The organism is Campylobacter sp. MIT 12-5580 (assembly GCF_005406235.1).
GTDB lineage: Bacteria > Campylobacterota > Campylobacteria > Campylobacterales > Campylobacteraceae > Campylobacter_D.
This window is the reverse complement of the sequence record NZ_NXLK01000004.1, coordinates 25,404-49,380: the sequence shown is the minus strand read 5'-3', so window position 1 is coordinate 49,380 and position 23,977 is coordinate 25,404. Positions and strand designations below refer to the sequence as shown.

Below are 23,977 nucleotides of genomic sequence, written 5' to 3'. Positions count from 1 at the left end.
AGAATGTTAAGCAAAAGATCACAAGTTTTAGGCGAGTCCATAACTCTAGCTATCACAGCCCTTGCAAATGAACTTAAGGCTAAGGGCGAGGATATACTGAGCTTTTCAGCTGGAGAGCCAGACTTTGACACCCCAGAAGTCATTAAAAACGCAGCCATAAAAGCTATACAGCAAGGTTGTGGTAAATATACTGCTGTAGCTGGCACAAATGAGGTTTTAAAAGCTGTGGCTTTTAAGCTTAAAAAAGACAATAATTTAGATTATGATATAAGTGAAATCATCACAAATGTAGGAGCCAAGCACTCACTTTTTGAATGTATTCAATGCCTTGTAGAAGAAAATGATGAAGTGCTTATCCCAAGTCCTTATTGGGTAAGCTATCCTGAAATGGTAAAATACGCCGGTGCAAAGCCTGTTTTCATAGAAGGTGAGGAGCAAAACGGCTTTAAAATCACAGCCAATCAGCTTAAAAATGCTATTACTTCAAAAACAAAACTTTTGATCTTAAACTCGCCAAACAACCCTATAGGAGCTATTTATAGCAAAGATGAGCTTTTAAGCTTAGCAAAGGTGCTTGAAGGCACAAATATCATCGTTTTAAGTGATGAAATGTATGAAAAACTTCGCTATGATAATACTGAATTTCACGCCTTTGCAAGCCTTAGTGAAGATGCCTTACAAAGAAGCGTTACTATAAATGGTTTAAGCAAATGTGGGGCAATGCCAGGCTGGCGTTTTGGCTATATGGCAAGTAAAAACAAGGATTTGATTAAGGCTGTAAAAAAACTGCAAGGACAAAGTACTTCAAATATCTGCTCTATCACCCAGCACGCTGCTATCCCTGCCCTACTTGGTGAGGCTGATAAAGACTTAGAATTTATGAGAGCTGAGTTTGAAAAAAGACGCAATAAAGCCTTAGAACTTTTAGCACAAATACCAAATTTAAGCGTATATAAACCACAAGGAGCCTTTTATCTTTTTGTGAATATTTCAAGGCTTGAAAAAGACTCTATGAAATTTTGTCAAAGACTCTTAGAGGAGCAAAAAGTGGCTGTGGTTCCGGGCATTGGCTTTGGTATGGAAGGGTATTTTCGCCTTTCTTATGCCACAAGTTTAGATAATATCATCAAAGGCTTAGAACGCATTAAGACTTTCGTACAAAATTACAAAGCTTAAACTTACTCTTAACTTGTCTTTATCTCAAGGCAAGTGAGTTTTTTTAAAAAGCTTTAATTTTCTACAAAGGCTTTAAAATAGCATTTACCCTAGTGATACTATCAGCTTTAGCAAGGCTTAGGCGCACGATGCTATCTTTTAAAGCCTTTAAAGAATGTGGCACATTTGCACTTAAAGCTATCATATCAAGAGCTTTAAGTTTAAAAATTTCATTTTCTAGACTAAATTCAATCTCGCCTTTTAATACCTGCACACTTATGTCAAATGGAGCTTTATGCTCTTTCATCACGCTTTCTTTTGGCATAATGATTTGAATTTCTTTTGCATTTGCGTTTTCATGAAGAACTTTAATGCCAACTTGTTCATCTTTAAATTCAAGCCTATCCCAAGAAATAACTTGCATTGGATTTTACCTCTCTTTTGAAATGATTTTGTCATTTTAGCATTTTTTATCATTATAAAATTTAACCTAAGATAATAAAATTCAGTTTGCTTTTAATATAATACTATATAATTGTTATCATTTTAAAATAAGGAAATTCCTCTATCTATGCGACTTTTAAGACAATATTTTTTAATTTTAGTTTTTTTATCAAATTCATTTTATCTCTTAGCAGATGAAAAAACCCAAGATCGCAAAAACTCCACACTAAAGCTATCAGCTTCTGTAATCACAGCGCAAAAAGATATACTTGATGCTACGAACAACACGGATTTTTCTGCAAAAAACACACTCTTGCAATCAGGCGATCTTGCTAAGTCCTTCTTAAATCTACCCGGTTTTTCTATGGCAAGAAAAGGTGGTGGTGGAAGTGAGATATTTTTTCGCTCACAAGGTGCGTCAAGGCTACCCATTTTTATCAATGGTGGTATTTTAAATGGCGGTTGTGGCGGGCGAATGGATACAAGTATCTCTTATATATTTGCTGAAAATTATGATACCATTACTACCCTAAAAGGTCCTCAAGATGTGCGTTTTGGGAATTTAATCAGTGGGGGAGTGCTTTTTGATAGAAATATTAAAAGGCTTGATACAACGATGATGAAAGCTCAAAGTAGCGTGCTTTACGCAAGCTTTAACCAACTTGAGCTTAATGCTGATATGTTTGGTGGGAATGAGCTTGGTTCTTTGCGTGTCATTGGCTCAAGGTATTCAAGCAATGATTATGAAACTGCAGACAAGCAAAGTGTGCATTCAGCCTACAAAAGAGAGTCTTTAAGCCTCATTGGTACGCTCACGCCTTTTGAAAGCACAGGTATAGAACTTGATGCAGACTTTGGCAAAGGTTTTGCTTCGTATGCAGATCGTGCTATGGACGGACGCACTTTTGATAGAACTTCTTTTAACTTAAGAGTAAAACAAGAGCTTAATACTCTTTTTGAGTATATTGATTTTCGTGTGTGGCATAATGAAATCGATCATATTATGGATAATTTCTCACATCGCCCAAATACAAGCTCTATGTTTATGCTAAGCAATCCAAAACGCACAAATTCAGGCTTTAGAACAGAACTTAACTATAAGGCAAGTCAAGAACTTTCTTTTTATCTTGGCACAAATTACAACCACGACAAACACTCTTCTCGTAGCGGTTCAGGCACAAATGCCCAAACAGCTGATACAAATGCCTTTAGCAAATCTTATACTCCAAATTATCTTGAACAAAGCATTGGTGGCTTTTTACAAGGACAATACTTTGGCTTTAAAGATATGGGTGTATTTTTTGGCACAAGATATGATGAGCTAAAAACCTTGCGTTATAAAACTATGCGAACAAATGGCGGTTACAAACACAAAAGCGATGGGCTTGTTAGTGCTTTTGTGCGCTTAGAGCACTATCAAGAAGCGATGACTTTGTATGCTGGAGCTGGTTATGCACAAAGAGGGGCTGATTATTGGGAGATCAATAAAATCAATGGCGAAAAATTAAAATCTGAAAATAACGCCCAGCTTGACTTTGGAGCGATTTATAAGACAGAAAATTTGTATCTTAATGCCTCATTTTTTGCTTCAAGAATGTATGATTATATACTTATAAATTGGGCAAATAGCTCCGCGCTTCAAACAAACGCTAAACTCTATGGAGGCGAGATAGAAGGTGAAATTTCTTTTGATGAAATTTATCATTTTTATGCCAATCTTTCCTATACTTACGCTCAAAACACCAAAACAAACACGCCTTTACCAAGAATAGCCCCTTTACAGACGCGTTTTGCTTTTTATATCGATACAAACTCATGGCTTTTACGCCTTGACATTGATGCACAAGCTGCACAAACACGCTATGCAAAAGACTATGGAAATGTTGTTGGAAGGGACTTTGGGCAAAGTGCTGGCTTTTATACAGCAAATTTATACGGAGGCTATAAAAATAAAAATTTTTCATTCTTACTCGGTGTAGACAATCTTACAAACACTTTATACGCTTATCACTTATCTAAAAACAGCGTTGAGATCAGCATGCTTGATAATCCTGTCAGTCAAAGGGTATTTGAACCCGGACGCAGTATGTGGGCGAAATTTAAACTTGATTTTTAGCAAAAAACAGACTTTGAAAAAACGCATGATAACACAACTCAAAAAAAGCTATCATTGTAAAAAAGTATGGCTGATGAAGTAATTTGCTTTATTTTAATTCATCACCAAACGCATCAAAAGCAAGTCTTCTCCGCTGATGATTTTTAGCTCCGTGCTTTGACAATGTGAGCATTTAAACTCATTTTGTTTTAAAATGCTATTTTGTCCGCACTCAAAACAAGTTATTTCAAGTTCGCTTTGTTCTATAAAAAGCTTAGCTTGCTTGCAAAAGCTTGAATTAAGCTTAAAAGTATCAAAGCAACGTTTAAAAAGCTCGCTTTCTATACCGCTTAAACGTCCTATTTTAACATAAACCTCGCTGATTTGCGTAGCGTTTTGCTCTTTTGCGTTTTGTTCACAAAGCGTGATTAAAGACTCAACTATGCTAAGTTCGTGCATATTAACAAATTCTTGGTAAAAGTTCGCCTTTTGGAGCTTCTAAAAAACGTTTTGCTCCAAAAGCATTTTCAAGTATAACCCTGCCCTTTTTTTCGCTTAAAATTTCACCTATTATATTTGCGTTTGGATTAAAAGTTCTTAAAATTTCAAGGGCTTTTTGTTCATCTTTTTTTTCAACGCAAAGCACAAAGGTACCTTCATTTGCCAGCTCATAAGGCTCAAAGCCAAAAAGCTCACATACTCCAGCCACCTCATCTTTAACAGCAATTTTTTCCTCAAATACAAGTATATCAAAGCCACTTTGTCTTGCCCACTCATTAAGTACAGCAGATAAGCCTCCACGCGTTGCATCACGCATGGCAAGAGGCTTGATATGAGCCTCAAAAAGACTTAAGACCTCATCTTTTAAGCTCTTACAATCACTCTTTACCTCAGCTTCAAGCTCGTTTCTTTGCACTAAAACAGCTGCTCCGTGCCTGCCTATATCGCCTGAAAGAAGCACAGATAAGCCAGCTTTTATGTCCTTAGTTTGCACTTTTTGGGTGATAGTGCCAAGTGCTGTTGTATTGATATAAAGTTCATCAGCCTTGCCCTTTGGCACGACTTTGGTGTCTCCACACACGACTTTTACCCCAGCTTTTTGGCATTCTTCATAAATGCTAGCAAGAATTTTTTTAAGTTTTTGCGTTTTAAAGCCTTCTTCTATGATAAAAGCAAGACTTAAAAACTCAGGCTTAGCTCCTACCATTAAAACATCATTAATGCTTCCACATACACAAAGTTTGCCTATATTTACTTCTTCATCTAAAAAAATGGGGCTAAGAGTAAATGAATCCGTGCTTAAAGCTAAATTTCCAAGTATAGCCGCATCATTTGCTTCGCGTAAAATCTCATTATCTAAAGCCTTGAAAATCCCAGCTATAAGCTCGTTCATCTCCTCTCCACCGCCACCATGTGCAAGTTGAATTTCTTTCATCATAGCTCTTTAATTTACTTTTGAGTATTTATAATACGCCGCACAAGCTCCCTCGCCGCTTACCATACAGCTACCAACTGGAGTTTTAGGCGTGCAAGCCTTGCCAAAAACTTTGCAATCATAAGGCTTGGCTATACCTCTTAATATACTGCCACAAATACAAGCCTTGCTTTCATTTTTACTTTGCACGTTACAATCAAACACCTTTTCAGCATCATAACTTGCAAATTCATCTTTAAGTTTAAGCCCAGAATCAGCAATCATTCCAAGCCCGCGAAATTCAAAATCACAACTTGTAAAATACCGCTTCACAAGCTCTTGAGCCCTTTCATTACCCTTAGCACTTACTGCTCTTGAGTATTGATTATACACCTCATAAGTGCCTGCGTTTTCTTGGCGGACTATATTAAGTACGCTTTGCATAATATCAACTGGTTCAAAGCCACTTACAGCTATGGGTGTGTAGTATTTTTGGGCTATTGGCTTATAAAGCTCATAGCCTGTGATAACGCTTACATGAGAAGGTCCTAAAAAGGCATCAATTTTGACATTTTCATCATTCATTATAGCGTGAATTGGAGCTGGCACGGTGATATGATTGATATGAAAAAAGACATTTTTTAAACCTTTTTCTATGACTTTTTCAAGGAGTAATGCACTCATAGGCGTCGTGGTTTCAAAACCTATGGCAAAAAAGATGATGGTTTTTTCTGGATTTTGCTCGGCGATTTTAAGTACTTCAAGAGGCGAATACAGAGCCCTTACATCACCACCTTTTGCACGAAGTTCAAGTAAGGATATAGTGCTTCCAGGCACTCTTAACAAATCCCCTAAGGTACAAAAGATAGAGCTTGGCATAGAAGCAAGCTTAATCGCCATATCTATACGAGTTCTAGGCATAACGCACACCGGACAGCCTGGACCATGCACAAAGTTAATTTCTTTTGGTAGTATAGAAGGCAGGGCAAATTTCATAATACTATGTGTATGCCCACCGCAAATTTCCATGATATTAACAGGCTTTTTAAGCTCTTTTTCAATAAGCTTTTTAAAAGCTAAAATAGTGTTTTTATCTCTGTATTCATCGATGAAGTTCATGGTATCCTAAATTCCCTTCATTTTCATCTATTTCTCCACTTTGCATTTGCTGGACTATTTCTTGATAAGCTTTTATGCTTTCTTTTGCGTATTCTTTATCGATCTTTTCCATAGCTACGCCTACATGAATAAGCACAAAATCTCCCACCTTACAGGGCTCAGCAATTAAATCCAAACTTACCCTTCTTTTTACGCCTAAGGTTTGCACCACAGCATTATTAAGCTCGTCAATTTCTAAAATTTCAGATGGTATAGATAAGCACATTAATTTAACTCCTTTTTAAGTCTTAAGTATTTAAACCAAAGTTCTAAATTTGTGCCGTTTTTTGCATCAAGAGCGATGATTTCTACTTTTGGATTGAGTTTTTTACACTCTTTTATGGCTTCATCTGTATCAAAATCAAACAAAGAAGCTAAATCAGCCTTTGAAATGATGACAAGATCAGCTTTTTTAAACATTACTGGATATTTTGCTGGCTTATCACTGCCCTCAGTTACGCTTAAAAGCACTACATTGATATGCTGCCCTAAATCATAGCTTGCAGGACAAACAAGATTGCCTACATTTTCGATGAAAAGCAGATCAGTATCTGCTAAATTTAAGTGGTGCAAAGCCTCATGCACCATAAAAGCATCTAAATGACAGCTTTGTCCTGTGGTGATTTGATAAGCATTTGCTCCAGCTTCCCTTACCCTTTTAGCATCATTTTCAGTTTCTAAGTCCCCTTCAATGACGCTGATTTTAAGCTCAGCTTTTAAAGCCTTTATGGTGCTTTCTAAAAGCGTGGTTTTGCCGCTTCCTGGAGAACTCATTAAATTTAAACATAAGACTTTGTTTTCATTAAAATGTTTTCTATTATGCCCTGCTTCATGATCATTTTGGCTTAAAATTTTTGTAATTACTTCTACGCTTTTTGACTCGTTTAAGGTTGGGTGGGCATGATCGTGACTATGCTTGTGTGAATGAGTATGTGAGTGTCCATCTTTGTGAGTATGCTCGTGAGTGTGCTCATGGGTAAGTGAGCAACCGCAATCTTTACACATGGTTTTCCTTTGTATTTTTGTTTGATTATAATGATTTTTGGCTTAAATGAAGGTAAAAAGTAAGACTAAGTTAATCTTGCTTTGTCAAGAAAAAGCAAATTGAGTCAAACAAAGCAAGATTAAAAATTTAAAGCTTTATGGTATAAACCACAAAGAAATTACAAAGATCGGTAAAGAAAAGATCAAAGCAGTGATACAAAAGCCCATGATATCTCTTACACCAAGTCCAGCTATAGCTAAGGCTGGTAAAGCCCAGAAAGGCTGAGCCATATTTGCCCATTGTTCACCATATGCTATAGCCATAGTGGCTTTTCCAAGATCAGCACCAAGCTCTTTAGCTGCTTCTAAAACAAAAGGTCCTTGTATAACCCAGTGTCCTCCACCTGAAGGCACAGCAAAATTAATTGCTGCTGAGCTGAAAAATGCCCAAACGGCGTAATTGTCTTTATTGGCTATATCGATGAAAAAGTCAGTGATTAAGCCTCCAAGCCCAGAATCTTCCATCATCAAAGCAATCGCCGCATAAAAAGGAAACTGCACTAAAATTCCAGCCGTAGATCGAGCCGCACCTTGAATGGCTCTCATATATGCCATAGGTGTTTTATGAAGCGCAAGCCCACCGACTAAAAAGATGAGATTAACTCTATTTAAATCAAGCCCAGCAAAGCCTTTTTTCATAAAATAATCCACCAAATATACCACACCCACAAGCACGATAATATAAGCTAAAGATTTGCTTTCTTCCATTTTAAGTGCTGGAGGAGCATCTTTTGGAAGTTCTTTTTGATAGCTTGGCTCTTCAGCTAAAAGTGCTGGATCGACAACTTTTGGTTCTTTTGGCACCATATAAGTTACTAAAATCGGCATAAAAACAAGTAAGCAAAGTATAGTAAAGCCATTATACCAAGTAAAAACTGTATCAGTTAAAGGGATAGGCACACCAGCAAGGTATTTTTGTACTATACCATTGTCCGCACTTGCAGCTGAAAGTGGCATAGAACCGCTTAAGCCTCCACCCCAAGTCATAAAGCCTATATAAGCGCAAGCTATAAGTAAGCCATAATCTACAGCCTTTAAATTTCTTGCGATTTGTTTTGCAAAAAGCGCACCAATAACTAGTCCAAAGCCCCAGTTAATCGCACTTGCAACACCACCAAAAAACGCCACTAAAGCCACAGCTTGTTTTGGAGTCTTCGCATAAGAAGCACAAATTTTTAAAAGCTTTTTTACTGGTTCAGAGCTAGCTAGCGCAAAACCAGTAACCACTATCATCGCCATTTGAGTAGTAAAGGCTAGTAAATTCCAAAAACCATCACCCCAAAATCTTGTCATTGACATCAATGCGCTTGGAGTTTCTCCAGCTGCTGCTGATCCAGCCGCTTTTAAAGCTGCTGCACTTGAAACATCAACAACGAAATACCCCCAAACAAAAACGATCACACTCAAGATGATCGCAAAAACAAGTGGATCAGGTAAATAACGCTGAACCACCCTCGTCATAAAAGATGAAATTGCACCTATCATATTAGTCCTTTAAATGCATACTTCAAAGTTTGCTTCAGTTTTAGCTTTCACCTCATCTAAAGTTGCTTCGCCTTGAAGTTCAACAAGTTTCATTTTGCCATTTTCAAAATCAAACACCCCAAGTTCAGTGATCACGCGATTAACGCATTTTGCACCGGTTAACGGCAAAGAGCACGCTTTTTTAAGCTTTGAATTGCCATTTTTATCAGTATGTTCCATAACCACGATCACTTTTTTTGTTCCATTGACAAGGTCCATTGCCCCGCCCATACCCGGCACTAATTTGCCCGGGATAATCCAGTTTGCAAGATTACCTTGCTCATCAACCTCAAGTCCGCCAAGCACAGTAATATCAACATGCCCGCCACGAATCAAGCCAAAAGAAAAGCTTGAGTCAAAAAACATACCCCCTTCTAGTATAGATGAAGCCTGTCCGCCTGCGTTTGTAACGCGTGGATTTTTTTCAGCTGGCGCTGGTCCCATTTTAAGCATACCATTTTCTGATTGCATAATGATCTCAACTCCACTTGGTAAGTAGTTTGCTGCTTGAGTTGGCATACCTATACCTAAATTTACTAAATCCCCATCTTTAAAGTCTTTTGCTACTCTTTTCACGATAAGAGCAACGATTTCTTCTTTGCTTAGTGCCATTATTTCTCCTTTTTGCTTTCTACTATGTAATCAACCACGACGCCAGGAATGATCACTTGGTTTGGATCTAAGGCACCATCGACAAATTCTTCAACTTCAACGATGACTATATCAGCCGCCATAGCCATTACGACATTAAAATTTCTTGTTGTGCCATCATAGCTTAGATTGCCGTATTTATCAGCCTTTGTAGCATAGATAAGTGCAACTTTTGCACGCAAAGCCTTTTCAAGCAAGAACTCTTTACCATCAACTTTAACTATATCTTTACCCTTAGCTACATCAGTGCCAAGTCCTGTAGTTACAAGCACACCACCAAGTCCATATCCTCCAGCTCTTATCCTCTCAGCTAAAGTTCCTTGTGGCACAAGATCAACTTCAAGTTGTCCTTCACTCATCAATCTTCCGGTTTCTTTGTTTGTGCCTATGTGAGTGGCGATGACTTTTTTTAGCTGTCCAGCCACAACAAGCTTACCATAACTATAATCAGCCATAGCTGTGTCATTGCCTATCATTGTTAAATTCTTTGTTCCAGCTTCAAGCAGGGCATCAACACATTTATGCGCTGTGCCACAACCCAAAAAGCCACCCATCATTACAGAATCACCATCTTTGATTAAAGCTGCCGCTTCTTTTGCAGAGATTTTTTTCATTATTCATTCCTTTCAAAAATAGCAGCGATTCCCTGCCCGCCACCTATACATAGAGTTGCTAAGCCGTGTTTTGCTTTTCTTCTTTTCATCTCGTGAAGTAAGCTTACGGTGATTCTTGCTCCACTTGCACCAACTGGATGTCCTAAAGCTATAGCTCCACCATTGATATTGATTTTGGAAAGATCATTTGGTTTTAGCTCTTTTAAGCACGCTAGAGATTGGGCTGCAAAAGCTTCATTTGCTTCGATTACATCGATATCATTGATACTCATCTTAGCTTTATCAAGCACTTTTTGAGCTGCTGCTGCTGCTCCTATACCCATGATACTTGGATCAACACCAGCTGCTGCTACGGCTTTGATTGTGGCTAGTATAGGAAGATTTAAAGCTTGAGCTTTTGCCTTACTCATTACAAGCACTAGGGCTGCTCCGTCATTGATACCTGATGAATTTCCAGCTGTTACTGAACCTTCTTTGTCAAAGGCTGGTTTGAGTTTATTAAGTCCTTCAGCACTTGCATCAAGTTTTACAAACTCATCTTTATCAAAGATAGTGTCGCCTTTTTTGCTTTTTAATGTTATAGGCACGATCTCATCTTTAAAAACGCCTGATTCTAAGGCTTTTTTAGCTTTGATTTGAGACTCAAGAGCAAATTTATCTTGTTCATCTCTTGTTAAGCCGTATTTTTTTACCAAATTTTCAGCAGTAATACCCATATGGTAATTATTAAAAGCGCAAGATAAAGCATCTTTAATCATACTATCAACGACTTTTTTATCGCCCATTTTATAGCCTTCTCGAATTCCTTCGAGCAAATACGGAGACATCGACATATTCTCAGCTCCACCTGCAAGTATCACTTCAGCATCTCCTAAAGCTATGCTTTGTTGTGCTAAACCTATGGCTTTAAGTCCAGAGCCACATACTTTGTTGATCGTAAAAGCAGATTTGCTTTGATCAATTCCGCTATTGATTAAGACTTGTCTAGCAGAGTTTTGTCCTTGTCCTGCTTGAAGGATTTGTCCTAAAATCACTTCATCAACAAGATTTGGATCAATCTTGGTTTCTGCGAAAATCGCCTTAGCAACAGCACTTGCTAGATCCACCGCTTTGGTGTTTTTCAAGCTACCCATAAAAGAACCCAACGCGGTTCTTTTCGCACTTACAATAACAACTTCTTGCATTGTTTGCTCCTAAAAAAGAATTTGAGACTACTCTTGTTTTTCACCTCATAAGCTCAATGATAACAAAAATTAAAAATTCTTATTTCCAAAAAAGAAAAAAATGCTTTTTTTAAGTTTATTTTAATTTTTTTGAGTAATAAAGTAACAAATTTTTCATTTTTATTACTTTTATATTTAAGTTTTATTTAATATTTTTTACTTTTTGATAGAAATTATTGTGTAAAAAATATAGAATTATTTTGGCTAAAGGGAGAGATATTATATTAAATATTTATTTTATCATATTTAAATTCAAGTAGGTATAATAAAAATACCATAGAACAACAAAAACTATAAATGATAAGAACAATCAATAATAATAATCTTAAAAATCTAAAATATAAAATCAAGAAAATTGAGAAAGCAAATTTTCATTTTTTAATTTCGTTTTTTTAAATCTATCGCATTCAAAGCAATATAATAAAAAATAGATAATTTTACTTAAAGTATCTAATTAATCAAACTTCAGTATGTAAGCTTTTTGCATACTGAAGTTTTTTAAAGATAGAGGAAAAAAGGTTATTTAATCAAATTTTCTGTGATGGTAGCGATTTCAAGCTCTTCATCAGTTGGCACGATGAGAATTTTTACCTTTGAACCTGCTTTAGAAATTTCACAAAGCTTGCCTCTTAAGCCTTTATTTACGCTTTCATCAAGCTCAAAACCAAGATGAGCAAGTTTATCACACACAAGTTTTCGCACAAGATCAGAATTTTCGCCAACTCCAGCTGTAAAGATAAGTGCGTCAGTACGTGGCAAGATAGCAAAATATGAGCCTATGTATTTAGCAAGGCGGTAGATATACATATCTTGGGCGAGTTTTGCTTTTTTGTCGCCTTTTTCGATTTGTGCTTCAACATCTCTTAAGTCATTAAAGCCACAAATTCCTAAAAATCCACTTTTTTTATTCATTATATTATCGATTTGCTCTGGATTTAAGCCCTTAGTTTTAGCAAGATAAGGCACGATAGCTGGATCAATATCCCCACATCTTGTTCCCATCATCAACCCTTCAAGCGGAGTAAGTCCCATAGAAGTATCCACGCATTTTCCACCTTCTATAGCACTTACACTCGCGCCATTTCCAAGATGAGCGGTAATAGCGTTAAATTTGTTTAGCTCCATACCTAAAAACTCAGCGGCTTTTTTACTTACATAAGAATGAGAAGTGCCATGAAAGCCATATTTTCTAATCTTATCTTCTTCAAAATACTCATAAGGCAAAGCATACATATACGCAAAATCTGGCATAGTTGAATGAAACGCCGTATCAAATACAACGACATTTTTTACCTTAGGGGCAGCTTTTTGCATAGTTTTAATGCCAGCTATGTGGGCTGGGTTGTGTAAAGGTGCCATAACGCTTACTCTTTGAATTTCATTTAGCACAGCCTCATCAACGACGCAGTGATTAATTAGTTTTGCTCCACCTTGCACGACTCTATGTCCGCAACCATCAAGCTCATTTAAATCATGCAAAAGCCCTGATTCTTTAAAAAGTTCATTAACAAGACTTAAACCTACTTCATGATTTGCGATTGCTCCTTCGCGTGAGTATTTTTTATCTTTAGCGATATCTTTAAGCTCCACTTTAGAATCACTTTCACCTATCTTTTCAACAAGTCCGCTTGCAACAGCGGTTTTATCTTCATAAAGCTTAAATTTAATCGAGCTTGAACCCGAGTTTAATACTAAAATTTTCATTGTTTTCCTTTTATCAAAATTTAATTATCTTGTGCTTGAATCGCACTTAAAATGACAGTATTTACTACATCATCAACCAAGCAGCCTCGACTTAAGTCATTTACTGGCTTTTTAAGTCCTTGTAAGATAGGACCTATAGCAAGCGCTCCAGCCGTTCTTTGCACGGCTTTATAGCCTATATTTGCAGCATTTAAGTCTGGGAATACAAAAACATTTGCATAGCCTGCGACTTTTGAACCGGGCATTTTGCTTTTTGCAGTGAGTGGATCATAAGCTGCGTCAAACTGCAAAGGTCCATCAACACAAAGTTCTGGATATCGCTCTTTTGCTATTTTTAGCGCTTCTTTGCTTGCTTCTACACTTATGCCACTGCCACTGCTTCCACTTGAGTAAGAAAGTATAGCTACTTTTGGATCAAGCCCAAAGGCTTTGGCTGTGCTTGCGCTAGTATAAGCTATCTCTGCAATTTGCTCTGGGGTAGGATTTGGCGTAACCGCACAATCAGCAAACACCAAAAGCCTATCTTCTAAGCTCATAAAAAACATACCTGAAACGGTTTTTACATTTGGTTTTGTTTTAATGAGCTGTAAAGCCGGTCGTATAGTCTCAGCTGTAGTTGTAGAAGCTCCACTTACCATAGCATCAGCTTTTTGAGTATGCACTAAGAGTGTGCCAAAAAAAGTGCGATCAAGCACGAGTTTTTTTGCTTCTTCTAAGCTCATACCCTTTGCTTTTCTTGCTTCATAAAGCGTGTTTGCAAACTCATCATGAAAAGGCGAGTTTTTTGGATCAAGAATTTGTGCATTTTTAAGATCAACGCCAAGCCTGTTTGCTCTTTCTTTGACTTCTTTTTCATTGCCAAGCAAGATAAGATCGACAACTTCTTGCTCGAGCAAAATTCCACTAGCTTCAATGATCCTATCATCATCACTTTCTGGTAACACAACGATTTTTTTGTCTTTTTTAGCACTTTGTATAAGCTTGTAACGAAAGCGATTAGGTGTTAAAAAGGTATAATCATCAAGCTCTTTTACATTTTCTTGATTAAACCATTCATCAATAATAACAAAATTCTTGCTTTCAAGACGTTTTTGTAGATAATCATCGCACATTTTGGCATTATTTTTATCTACTATAGCATAAATTGGCGTGTTAAGCTCTTTTGCAAGACGGGTATTAATCTCAAAAGAGCCTAAAATCCCAAACCTTGAAAAACCCACAACAAAAACAAAATCATAATTTGCTTTTAAATTTTCATAGTCATTAATGATCTTATCAGTAAAAAGATTTTGATCGTCGTTGTATTGCTTGGTGCCATTTTGAAAATTAAAACTATACACGCTTGCTAAGTCTTGTTTGAGTTTGAATTTAGTGATGAGATTTTTAAGTGTTTCTATGGTATCTTCACTCACCACTGGGCAAAAAAGGGCTAGGTTTTTATGCTTTTTACATAAATTTTCTAGCAACTGGGTGCTGATTTTGAGGTTTATCTCCTTTTGATCAGAACGAATGAGGTATAAACTTCTCATTTTTACTCCTTGCTTTTTTTAAAGTTGGAACTCAATTTGCTTTTATAATTTTACTAAGATTTTATTAAAAATAAACTTTTATTAAGGAAGAAAAATGAAAAAAAGGATTTTTTGCGTGAGCTCTTTGGTAGCAGCTTATTTTTTAACAGGATGTGGAGCTGGTGTTGAACCACAAATCAGTATGAAACCGCCCGCTTATGTAGAAGAACTTGCACCAAAACAAACAAATAATGTCGAAATAGCGCCCGGATCGCTTTTTGGTAAGGGAGACAATCCCTTATTTTCAGATAAAAAAGCGATGAATGTTAATGATCTTGTAACTGTTACCATACAAGAAAGCACTACACAAAGCACGCAAGCTAATAAAGCCACTTCAAAAACAAATAACACAAATTTAGGTGGGGCTACGCTTACAGCTGGTGGGGCTTTATCAAGTATAGCAAATACAATTAGCGATTATTCAAATATAGGCTTTGGGACAAATTCAAACTCAAACTACACAGGACAAGGCTCGCAAACAAGAAATGAAAGCTTTAATACTACCATCTCAACCCGTGTGATTAAAATCCTTGCAAATGGAAATTATTTCATCGAAGGCTCAAGAGAACTTCTTATCAATGGCGAAAAACAAACCATACAACTTAGCGGTGTAATCCGCCCTTATGATATAGGACAAGACAATACCATAGATAGTCGTTACATAGCTGATGCAAAAATCCTATACAAAACTGAAGGTGATGTCGCAAGAAGCACGAGAAAGCCTTGGGGAACAAGCATATTTGAAGCCATTTGGCCTTATTAAGCAAATGCCAAAAACAAGCTATAAATTTGCGATGACAAGCTTGATGTCATCGCAAAGCTTTAGCTAGGATAATCCCATACCTGTAAGCCCAACTTCTTTATAATTTTCTAAAATATCGCTTTTAAATTTTCAAAGCACAGATAAAGCCTTGTTAATATCCTTTTGAATTTGAGCTTTAAGCTCTATAAGGGTGTTAAATTTTTGATTTTCTCTTAAAAAAGCTTTAAATTTTAAGGCTATATGCTCATTTTTTAAAACCTTAAGCGAAAAAGGCTCGATGATATGCGTTTCTATGCTGAATTTTTCATCAGTACTTAGACGTTTGCCGATAAAACTTACACTTTTAAAAGCTTGATTTTGCACTATGGTATGGCTTGCATATACTGCATTTTTAGGTAAAAAATACTGCTCTTTTGTATCAAGATTAAGCGTAGCAAAAAGCTCTTTTGAACCAAGTCCTTGTCCGCTAATAAGCTCGCCACTAATCTTATAGTTTCTTCCTAAAAAAGCATTTGCCCTTTCAATCAAACCCTCACTCAAAAACTCCTTAATCTTACTTGAATGCACTCCCACTCCATCAAGTTCAAATTCCCTTACAATAAGTGTTTTAATCCCACTTAAAGGCTCAATATCTTTTGCATTAAAAGCCCTATCTTTGCCAAAGCGAAAATCCTCACCCACAACAATCTTTTTTAAATTCTTAAACTCAAGCCTTAAAAGTTTTAAAAACGCCTCTCCGCTTAGTTCTTTAAGCAGTGAAAAATCCACATTAATAAGCTCAAAATCCACAAGCTCTTTTTTATCCTCTAAACTTGTAAGCGCAAAAGGCTTTTTTGTATCGATAAGCAAGAGTGCTGGATTATTATCAAGATGAGAAAAAAGCTTGAAATGCCCAAGGTGCATTCCATCAAACCTACCTATAGCAAGACTTTCAATCCTATCTTTTTGAATACAGGTAAAAATACTCGACATTACCTTCCTTTCCTTTTAAGCTTGATTTTATACTTGTTTGTAAAAGCCAGCCAAGTTGCATACAGGCTTTTTCAAAGCTTTTTCTTGTCAAATTGATGGCTTTTTCATCTTTTAAAACGCCTTTTTTATCTCTTTTTGCTTCTTTACCGACTTCAAATTGAGGCTTAAAAAGCAAGATAATATAAGCATTTGCTAGCTTATCGATGAAAGCTAACAAATGTAAAAGTGAGATAAAGCTCACATCACAAGTAATAAGCTCAAATTTTTGCCCCTCATAAGTTCTTGCAAAGTCTCTTAAATCCGTATTTTCAAGACTTTTTACCCTTGAGTTTAAACGCAAGCTTTCATGTAACTGCCCTGCTCCAACATCTAAAGCAAGCACGCTTTTAGCCTCATTTTCAAGCAAAACCTGCACAAAACCTCCTGTGCTAGAGCCTATATCAAGACAGCTTTTGCCCCTTATATCAAGCTTAACTTCTTTTAAAAATGCCTCAAGCTTAAAAGCTGCCCTTGAAACATAAAGTTGACTTAAAAGCTTTAAATTTAAAGCCTTATTTTCTAAAAGTTCTTTTTGGCTTAGTTCTTGCTTAGTATGCTCGTTTTTTAAGCTTAGATAATAAGCCTTTATATCAAAGGCTGGCTTAAAAAAGCTTTGATTGAGCATGATTTGCTTGTTTTCTATCAGCTCTAGGGCTTTGTTTCTTGAAATTTCAAGCTTTTTGCTCACAAAGCTATCATATCTCATTGCAAGAGCTCATCTAAGTCTTTTTTAAGCTTATCTTTATCAGTTGAAAACCACCAAATTCCCATATCAAAGGCATTTTTATCAAGCAAAGTTCTTAAGCTTTCAAGCTCTTGGTAAAAATTTTGATTTTTTTGTTTTAAAAGGCTTAAATTTTCATCAAGAAAAAGCGAGCTTTGATCTAAATTTTGCATGAGAAGAGGAATTTTATCTTGGTATTTATGCTCCTCATTTTTCTTTTCATCATATACAAACAAAAGCAAAAGTCCAAAAACAAGGCATAAGAAAAAATCCATCTTGCCCTTAAACACAAAGCTATACACAAATCCAAAAGCTAAAGCTTGAGTAAAAAAATTCATAAAATCAAAGCAAAATACAAGAACATAAATACTCAAATCATCACTTAATAATAATAAAAAATTTTTAAACACCAAAAACATATGCAAGGCTTGAGAAAAGCTATCAATAAAAGCAAGTGTACTTGTTTTATACGCATCAATATTATTACTAAGATATAAAAAAGCCTCTGTTTTTTCAAGCATAAAAACTTGCACTAAAGCATAACAAAACGCGCAAGGCAAGCTTGCAAAAAGTATGAATTTAAAGATATTATAAGGGTGTTTTTTAAACTGGGTTCTAAAAAATAAAACAACAAGCACAAAAAAACATGGAAAAATTACAAATAAAAAAAGCAAATCCAAAAGTCCAGCTAGCATTAAGTTTAAAACCAAATGAAGCCAAATACCAAAAGCAAAGACAAAAGCTAGGCTTTTTGAAAAAAAATCCCCCTTAGTAAGCTTATAAAGCAAGGCATTTTGCCTTAAAGTTGCTCTTTTAATAATCATTTTTCTTGCTTTGAAAAAGATAAAAAGCTCATGAAATATCACATATAAAGGTAAAAGCAAAAGCACAAAAGCAAAGGCTAACTCCTGCCAAAGTAAGCAAAATGCAAAGAGTGAAAAAAGGGTAAAAAATCGCATATTATTTAGCTAAAAGCTCGTTTAATTCATCTTCTGTGAGTGTTTTCACCCCAAGTTCTCTTGCTTTTTCAAGCTTGCTTCCAGCCTCAGTTCCATATAGCACAAAATCAGTTTTTTTAGATACTGAAGAGCTGATTTTAGCTCCCAAGCTTTCTAGCCTTGCTTTTATCTGCTCTCTTGGCTTTGAAAGCGTGCCAGTTATGACTATACTTTTGCCTGAAAGTTCACTTTCATTTTGCGTGCTTTGAGTGTGAGTAAGCTTTAAAATTTCATAAAAATGAAGGATTTTTTCTTTATTTACACGCAAAAACTCAGCCAAGCTCTCAGCCATTTGCACACCAAAGCCTTCTAGGTTTTCAAAGTCTTGCTTATTTTTATCAATCCATTCAAAGCCAAAACTATTTGCCAGCTTTTTAGCTGCAACCTCGCCAATATGCTCAATGCCTAAAGCACTGATAAAGCGGAAAAGCTCGCAGTTTTTGGCATTTTCTATGGCTTCTAGGATATTATTAATCTTTTTATCCTTAAAGCCCTCTAAATTCTCAAAATCTTCTTTTTTAAGATCAAAGATACTTAAAGCTGAATGAATTTTACCCTTTTTGTATAAAAGCTCTACTATGTTTTGCCCTAAGCCATCTATGTTTAAGCATTTTTTAGATACAAAATAAATAATGCTCTCAAGCACTCTAGCCTCACAATCAAGGTTTTGACACTTAATCAAAGCCCCCTCATCTAAAAGCTCGCTTTGACAAATAGGGCAAAGTTTTGGGCGAGTGATAAGCTGCTCAAAGCCCTGCCTACGCTCTTTAAACACCTTTGTGATCTTTGGGATAACATCTCCACTTCTAATGATATTAACCTCATCATTTATCCTTATATCAAGCCTTGCTATCTCATCAAAATTATGCAAAGAAGCTGATTTTACCCTTACTCCATCTAAATCAACAGCTTCTAAAACAGCCACAGGCGTAAGAACCCCACTGCGTCCAACTTGTAAATTTACTCCTAATAAACGCGTTGTTTTTTCAAGAGCTGGGAATTTAAAAGCTGCCATAAATTTTGGAAATTTTGCTGTATAACCAAGCTCTTCACAAAGCTTAAGATCATTGACTCTTACAACCATGCCATCCATCATCACGCCCTTGCTTTCTCTTAAAGCCAAAAGCTCATCATAGGCTTTTAAAACCTCATCTAAATTCGCACAAAGCTTGATAAAATCATCTTTTAAAAAGCCAAGTCCTCTCACAAAGTCCATAACTTCAGCATGAGTTTGAAAATTTAAAGAATTTGCTCCCACACCCCAAGGAAAAAACATCAAATTCCGCTCTTTTGTAATGCTTGTATCAAGCTGTCTTAAACTCCCACTTGCTGCGTTGCGAGGATTGGCAAAAAGGCTTAATCCTTCGCTGGCTCTTTTTTCGTTAAGCTTTTCAAAGTCTGCTTTTAAAATCACTACTTCGCCTCTGATTTCTATATTTCCTTGATAAGATATAGTTTTTGGGATATTTGCGATTTGGCGGACATTTAAGCTTATATCCTCGCCAAGTTCGCCGTCTCCTCTTGTAGCTCCACTTATAAGCTCTCCATTTTCATAAGTTAAATTTAAACTTGCTCCATCAAATTTAGGCTCTATAAAAAAATTTTCTTCGCATTTTGCACGTTTTGCCCAAGCCCTAAGCTCAGCTTCATCAAAAATATCCTCCATACTCCACATTCTTTCTTTGTGTTTTAGCTTATGAAATTCGCTTTGTATGGCTGGAGCTACATTTTGAGTAGGTGAGTTTTTATCGATCAAACTTGGATTGTCTGCCTCAAAGGCTCTAAGCTCTCTTATAAGCTTATCATACTCCTCATCACTTGCCAAAGGCTCATCTTTTTCATAATACGCCCTTGCATAAGTGTTTGCAAGCTGTATTTTTTCAAGATAATCTTCATAAGTCATTTTTAAGTCCTTTTTTAAATTCCAAGCTCATTTATCGCGTTTTGCAAGGTAAAATACTGCTTATGCTCATATACATCATGTGTTCTTATGATACTTGCTCCATTTTCAAAAGCTCTTGCATGCAAGCTTAAAGAACCAGCCAAGCGATCCTTTATCTCACTTTTAAAATACGCATTTATAAGACTTTTTCTACTTGCACCTACAAGCAAAGGCTTTTCAAACTGCAAAAAATGGCTTAAATGCTTAATAAGCAAGAGATTATGCTCCGGGGTTTTACCAAAGCCTATACCTACATCTAAGATGATTTTATCAGCTTCTAAATCTTTTAAAAACTCAAGCTTTTCTTCAAAAAAACTGGCAATTTCAAAAAGTAAGTTTTCATAATGAGGCTTAATTTGCATGGTTTTAGGATCATTTTGTATGTGCATTAAGCAATAATACGCCTTATATTCTCTAGCAAGCTGGGCTAGAGCTAAATTTTTAAGCCCACTTATATCATTAATGAGCTTAAAACCTCTATCTAAAGCGTATTTTAAACAAGTATAATCAAAACTATCAAGGCTAAAAATCGCCTTTTCATAAAAGCCTTTTTGATAAATCAAATCAAGGGCTGGCTTTATCCTTTTAAACTCCTCCTCGCTCCCACAATACTCACTGCCCGGTCTTGAGCTAACCGCTCCTATATCAATAAATTCGGGCTCAAGCTCTAAAAGAGTTTCAAGCCTTGCTTCAAGCTCGTTTAAGCTTACCCTACTTTGAGCATTAAAACTATCCTCATTGATATTTAACACCCCCATAAGCTTTGCAGTTTTTGGCTTTATAAATTTTTTTTCTAAAAATTTCGCTAGTTCTTTAAGCTTGAAATCTTGCATTTTTTCTTTGGCTACAAGCTTAGCAATTTGCTCTTCATTAGCGATTAATAAAGCATTTGAATGCCTAATCTTGCCAAGTATAACCTCACTTTGAGTAACAAGCTCTGCTCCTACTCTTAAGGCGTCTTGTTTGAGTATATTTGCAGCTGGGGTGGATAAGTTTTGGATGAAAAAAAAATGCAATTTACTCTTTGCACCCATAAGCTTTTCGCCTATTTTATGAGGTTTTATAAACTTACAAAGCACATGAAAATCACTCTTTTCATCGATATGAAAACACAGCATTATTTTGCCTCATATAGTGTTAAAAGTAGGCTTGAAAGCAAGATACTTGGCTTTGAATTAAGCTTTGCAAGCTCATAAGCCTCATAAAAAAACTCAAGTTCTTTTTCACTTAAATTTTTATTTTTACTTGCTTCTAGCCCAAGCTGAGCGATAAGCTGTATAAGCTCGCTTTTATCTAAGCCTTCATTTTTTTGTAAAAAAGCAAGAAGTTCTTTTAAATCAAAATTTTTAAGGTTAAGCTCTAGGGCTTTTCTTGTTTTTTTAGGCTTTAAATTCTCACAAATCAACCTTGAACGTATGGTTGGTAAAAGCAAATTTTTTGAGGGGCTGATGATAAGAAATTTAATATTTCTTGGTGGCTCTTCAAGGAGTTTGAGTAAGAAATTTTGAGCCTCTGTGCGAAAAGCCTTTGCCATGATGATGATGATTTTTTGAGTATTTTCTGCTATATAACTTTCTTTTTCTATGGCTCTGGCATCTTCCATTAAAAGCTCATTTGCTGGAATTTTGGGGATAAAACGCAAATTTTTTTCACCAAATTCTTTGATAAGTTTTTCTTTTAAGCCCTCAAAATCATCGCTGATAAGAATTTTGCTTACAAAACTCAAAGGCTCACCCTTGAAAACAAAATCGCATCAAGCATTTCATCAAAAAGCTTGTAAAGTGAGAGTAATTTGCTATCTAAGTCCTTATCTTTACTATTAAGATAAAAACTATTTTGCAATTCCTCATCAAAAAGCCAAAGCAAGCTATTATCTTTTGACTTAGCAATTTGAGCTTTTTTATCCAAATTTGAACCTATATAAAAATACACAAAACCATTAGGAAATGAAAGCTCAAGCAAGTCATTTAAAAGTGCTATATCCTCGTTCTTTTCGATTTTTTTTTTGCATAAAGCCCCTAAAGAAAAGATAGGCACAAGCGGACGATATGCCTTGGCATTGATATTTTCAAGCAAATATGATTCATACCAAGTTCGCTCTTCATCACACATCAATACAAAGGGCTTATTTTCAAGCACCAAAAGCCTTAATCTCGCACTTAAAAGTGGCACAAGCTCAAGTCTTTTTGTCTCCAGCCACGCCATAAAGCTACCACCCTCACGAATACTTTTTAGGGCGTAGCTTAGGATATTTTCACTCATTTTTCATCCAGCTTATATACTTTATGTAAAGCTCTTAAGGCAAGTTCGCCGTATTTTTCTTGCACTATCATTGAAATTTTAATCTCACTTGTGGAGATCATTTGTATGTTTATACCCTCATCTGCAAGACACTGAAAAGCAGCTGAAGCTACTCCAGAATGCGATTTCATACCCACACCCACAACTGAAACTTTTACGACTTCTTTGTCTGTTTCGATAAGGCTTTTAGCTCCTAAGATATTTTGCATTGTTTCTTTGGCTAAATCAAGCTCGTTTTCAGGCACAGTAAAACCTAAATTTGTCGCCCCATCAACGCCGACATTTTGAATAATCATATCAACATTGATATTTCTTGCCGCAAGGGCTGAAAAAATTTCAGCTGCAATTCCGGGCTTATCTTCAATCTGTCTTAAAGTTACTCTTGCTTGGTTTTTATCCATAGCTATACCACTTACTAAAGCTTGTTCCATACCTTCCTCTTTCGTAATCATTGTTCCTTCATTGTTATTAAAACTACTTCTTGTGATGAGTTTTACATCAAGTTTTTTAGCCAGCTCCACAGAACGATTTTGAAGCACTTTTGCTCCCAAACTTGCAAGCTCAAGCATTTCTTCATAAGAAATTTTATCAAGCTTTCTTGCTTTTGGTTCTATGCGCGGATCAGTTGTATAAACCCCATCAACATCAGTATAAATTTCACATAAATCAGCCCTTAAAGCACCCGCCAAAGCCACAGCACTCAAATCACTTCCCCCGCGTCCAAGCGTTGTTACTTCGCCTTGTTCATTCACGCCTTGAAAACCAGCCACGACGACGATATAATCATCATCTAAGGCTTCTTGCAAAGCTCTTGTATCGATCTTTTCTATCCTTGCTTTAGTAAAAACGCTATCTGTGATAATACCAGCTTTTCTGCCTGAAAAAGAAAGAGCTTTATAGCCTTGTTCATTTAAAGCTATGCTTAATAAAGCTGAAGTAACGCGTTCGCCACTACTTAAGAGCATATCCATATCTTTGGCATTGGGCTGTTTTGAAAAATGATGAGCATAATCTATAAGCTCGTTTGTCACCCCACTCATCGCAGAAACGACAACCACAAGCTTTGCGCCTTCTTTTTTTGTCTTTATAACCCTTTTAGCGACTTCTTCTATGCGTTTTAAGTCCCCAACGCTCGTTCCACCATACTTTTGAACGATAAGCATTACATAAATCCTTTCTCTTGAAAATACCGAATCACCTTAACATATAAAGGTCTTTTAAAATGATGGATCATCGTAAAAAGTTTTTTTAAATCTACAAATTTATACTCTTCAAATTCTGGTTCTTTGGTTTGTAAATTTATCCTTGCATTTGCCTTTAAACGCACCAAAAAATACTTTTGTCTTTGCCCATCATAAGGATACATTTTTTCGCTCACCTTGCTTGGAAAATCATACTGCAGCCACTTTGGATATTCGCTGATAATCTCAACCTCAGCCGTACCTATCTCCTCTTCAAGCTCTCTTAATAAAGCACTTTTGGGATTTTCTCCAGCGTCAATACCGCCTTGAGGAAATTGCCAAATATTATCTATATCATTTCGCTTTGCAAGCATGATCTTGCACTCAAAAGGATAGGTGCTTGAAAGCACTATTGCAGCGACATTTAATCTATATTTTTTCTCAGCTTGTGTCAAATTCAACT

At 36.1% G+C, this 23,977-nt stretch carries 24 protein-coding genes; 3 read left to right on the top strand and 21 right to left on the bottom strand.

Features of this window, described 5'->3' with window-relative positions; genetic code table 11:
• Window positions 1–3 precede the first annotated feature (3 nt).
• Window positions 4–1,176 (top strand): pyridoxal phosphate-dependent aminotransferase, encoded by a 1,173-nt coding sequence (locus CQA38_RS05265; RefSeq protein WP_137632954.1) that lies wholly within the window; start codon window positions 4–6, stop codon window positions 1,174–1,176.
• Between the two features lie 61 nt (window positions 1,177–1,237).
• On the opposite strand, the gene CQA38_RS05260 is transcribed toward CQA38_RS05265, so the two are convergent.
• The gene (locus CQA38_RS05260; protein ID WP_137632953.1) at window positions 1,238–1,579 is read right to left on the bottom strand and encodes a cupin domain-containing protein; all 342 of its coding nucleotides are present in this window, start codon (window positions 1,577–1,579) and stop codon (window positions 1,238–1,240) included.
• Between the two features lie 147 nt (window positions 1,580–1,726).
• Between CQA38_RS05260 and CQA38_RS05255 the strand changes: the two genes are divergently transcribed.
• Entirely contained in the window at window positions 1,727–3,715 is a 1,989-nt protein-coding gene (locus CQA38_RS05255; protein ID WP_137632952.1) for a TonB-dependent receptor, read from the top strand.
• A 93-nt stretch (window positions 3,716–3,808) separates the two neighbouring features.
• Here CQA38_RS05255 and CQA38_RS05250 read toward each other — a convergent pair whose 3' ends face one another.
• The 11 genes from CQA38_RS05250 to pta form a co-directional block, all read right to left on the bottom strand.
• A complete protein-coding gene (locus CQA38_RS05250; RefSeq protein WP_137632951.1) occupies window positions 3,809–4,153 on the bottom strand; it encodes a hydrogenase maturation nickel metallochaperone HypA in 345 nt (114 codons plus the stop codon).
• 1 nt (window position 4,154) lies between these two features.
• Window positions 4,155–5,129 carry a hydrogenase expression/formation protein HypE gene (gene hypE / locus CQA38_RS05245; protein WP_137632950.1) on the bottom strand — a complete coding sequence of 325 codons (975 nt, stop codon included), beginning with the start codon at window positions 5,127–5,129 and terminating at the stop codon, window positions 4,155–4,157.
• Window positions 5,130–5,138: 9 nt separating this feature from the next.
• Window positions 5,139–6,227 (bottom strand): hydrogenase formation protein HypD, encoded by a 1,089-nt coding sequence (gene hypD, locus CQA38_RS05240; RefSeq protein WP_137632949.1) that lies wholly within the window; start codon window positions 6,225–6,227, stop codon window positions 5,139–5,141.
• Window positions 6,211–6,492, bottom strand: coding sequence for a HypC/HybG/HupF family hydrogenase formation chaperone (locus CQA38_RS05235; protein WP_137632948.1), 282 nt, complete (start codon window positions 6,490–6,492; stop codon window positions 6,211–6,213). Before CQA38_RS05235 ends, hypD begins: the two co-directional genes overlap by 17 nt.
• Window positions 6,492–7,271 (bottom strand): hydrogenase nickel incorporation protein HypB, encoded by a 780-nt coding sequence (gene hypB / locus CQA38_RS05230; protein WP_137632947.1) that lies wholly within the window; start codon window positions 7,269–7,271, stop codon window positions 6,492–6,494. The genes CQA38_RS05235 and hypB overlap by 1 nt, the downstream gene beginning before the upstream one ends.
• Window positions 7,272–7,406: 135 nt before the next feature.
• Window positions 7,407–8,795 carry a TIGR00366 family protein gene (locus CQA38_RS05225; RefSeq protein ID WP_137632946.1) on the bottom strand — a complete coding sequence of 463 codons (1,389 nt, stop codon included), beginning with the start codon at window positions 8,793–8,795 and terminating at the stop codon, window positions 7,407–7,409.
• Between the two features lie 9 nt (window positions 8,796–8,804).
• Window positions 8,805–9,425 (bottom strand): 3-oxoacid CoA-transferase subunit B, encoded by a 621-nt coding sequence (locus tag CQA38_RS05220; RefSeq protein ID WP_272482883.1) that lies wholly within the window; start codon window positions 9,423–9,425, stop codon window positions 8,805–8,807.
• Window positions 9,426–9,445: 20 nt separating this feature from the next.
• Window positions 9,446–10,099, bottom strand: coding sequence for a CoA transferase subunit A (locus CQA38_RS05215; protein WP_137632944.1), 654 nt, complete (start codon window positions 10,097–10,099; stop codon window positions 9,446–9,448).
• Window positions 10,099–11,283, bottom strand: a complete 1,185-nt coding sequence (locus tag CQA38_RS05210) for an acetyl-CoA C-acetyltransferase (protein WP_137632943.1) — start codon at window positions 11,281–11,283, stop codon at window positions 10,099–10,101. Before CQA38_RS05210 ends, CQA38_RS05215 begins: the two co-directional genes overlap by 1 nt.
• Window positions 11,284–11,841: 558 nt before the next feature.
• Entirely contained in the window at window positions 11,842–13,026 is a 1,185-nt protein-coding gene (locus tag CQA38_RS05205; protein ID WP_137632942.1) for an acetate kinase, read from the bottom strand.
• Window positions 13,027–13,046: 20 nt separating this feature from the next.
• Window positions 13,047–14,555, bottom strand: a complete 1,509-nt coding sequence (gene pta, locus CQA38_RS05200) for a phosphate acetyltransferase (RefSeq protein ID WP_137632941.1) — start codon at window positions 14,553–14,555, stop codon at window positions 13,047–13,049.
• Between the two features lie 94 nt (window positions 14,556–14,649).
• Between pta and flgH the strand changes: the two genes are divergently transcribed.
• Window positions 14,650–15,357 (top strand): flagellar basal body L-ring protein FlgH, encoded by a 708-nt coding sequence (gene flgH, locus CQA38_RS05195; protein ID WP_137632940.1) that lies wholly within the window; start codon window positions 14,650–14,652, stop codon window positions 15,355–15,357.
• Window positions 15,358–15,486: 129 nt separating this feature from the next.
• Here flgH and CQA38_RS05190 read toward each other — a convergent pair whose 3' ends face one another.
• From CQA38_RS05190 to CQA38_RS05150, 9 genes are read right to left on the bottom strand one after another with little or no spacing between them, the layout of a single operon-like run.
• Window positions 15,487–16,329, bottom strand: coding sequence for a bifunctional riboflavin kinase/FAD synthetase (locus tag CQA38_RS05190; RefSeq protein WP_137632939.1), 843 nt, complete (start codon window positions 16,327–16,329; stop codon window positions 15,487–15,489).
• Window positions 16,295–17,074 carry a TlyA family RNA methyltransferase gene (locus CQA38_RS05185; protein WP_137632938.1) on the bottom strand — a complete coding sequence of 260 codons (780 nt, stop codon included), beginning with the start codon at window positions 17,072–17,074 and terminating at the stop codon, window positions 16,295–16,297. Before CQA38_RS05185 ends, CQA38_RS05190 begins: the two co-directional genes overlap by 35 nt.
• A complete protein-coding gene (locus CQA38_RS05180) occupies window positions 17,071–18,051 on the bottom strand; it encodes a hypothetical protein (protein ID WP_137632937.1) in 981 nt (326 codons plus the stop codon). The genes CQA38_RS05185 and CQA38_RS05180 overlap by 4 nt, the downstream gene beginning before the upstream one ends.
• Window position 18,052: 1 nt before the next feature.
• A complete protein-coding gene (gene ligA / locus CQA38_RS05175) occupies window positions 18,053–19,993 on the bottom strand; it encodes an NAD-dependent DNA ligase LigA (protein WP_137632936.1) in 1,941 nt (646 codons plus the stop codon).
• Window positions 19,994–20,007: 14 nt separating this feature from the next.
• The gene (gene folP / locus CQA38_RS05170) at window positions 20,008–21,150 is read right to left on the bottom strand and encodes a dihydropteroate synthase (RefSeq protein ID WP_137632935.1); all 1,143 of its coding nucleotides are present in this window, start codon (window positions 21,148–21,150) and stop codon (window positions 20,008–20,010) included.
• The gene (locus tag CQA38_RS05165; protein ID WP_137632934.1) at window positions 21,150–21,758 is read right to left on the bottom strand and encodes a DNA polymerase III subunit delta'; all 609 of its coding nucleotides are present in this window, start codon (window positions 21,756–21,758) and stop codon (window positions 21,150–21,152) included. Before CQA38_RS05165 ends, folP begins: the two co-directional genes overlap by 1 nt.
• Window positions 21,755–22,294 carry a HobA family DNA replication regulator gene (locus tag CQA38_RS05160; protein ID WP_137632933.1) on the bottom strand — a complete coding sequence of 180 codons (540 nt, stop codon included), beginning with the start codon at window positions 22,292–22,294 and terminating at the stop codon, window positions 21,755–21,757. The genes CQA38_RS05165 and CQA38_RS05160 overlap by 4 nt, the downstream gene beginning before the upstream one ends.
• Window positions 22,291–23,496: an aspartate kinase gene (locus tag CQA38_RS05155; protein ID WP_137632932.1), complete on the bottom strand. Its 1,206-nt coding sequence runs from the start codon at window positions 23,494–23,496 to the stop codon at window positions 22,291–22,293. The genes CQA38_RS05160 and CQA38_RS05155 overlap by 4 nt, the downstream gene beginning before the upstream one ends.
• The gene (locus CQA38_RS05150; RefSeq protein ID WP_137633091.1) at window positions 23,496–23,969 is read right to left on the bottom strand and encodes an RNA pyrophosphohydrolase; all 474 of its coding nucleotides are present in this window, start codon (window positions 23,967–23,969) and stop codon (window positions 23,496–23,498) included. Before CQA38_RS05150 ends, CQA38_RS05155 begins: the two co-directional genes overlap by 1 nt.
• Window positions 23,970–23,977: the final 8 nt, after the last annotated feature.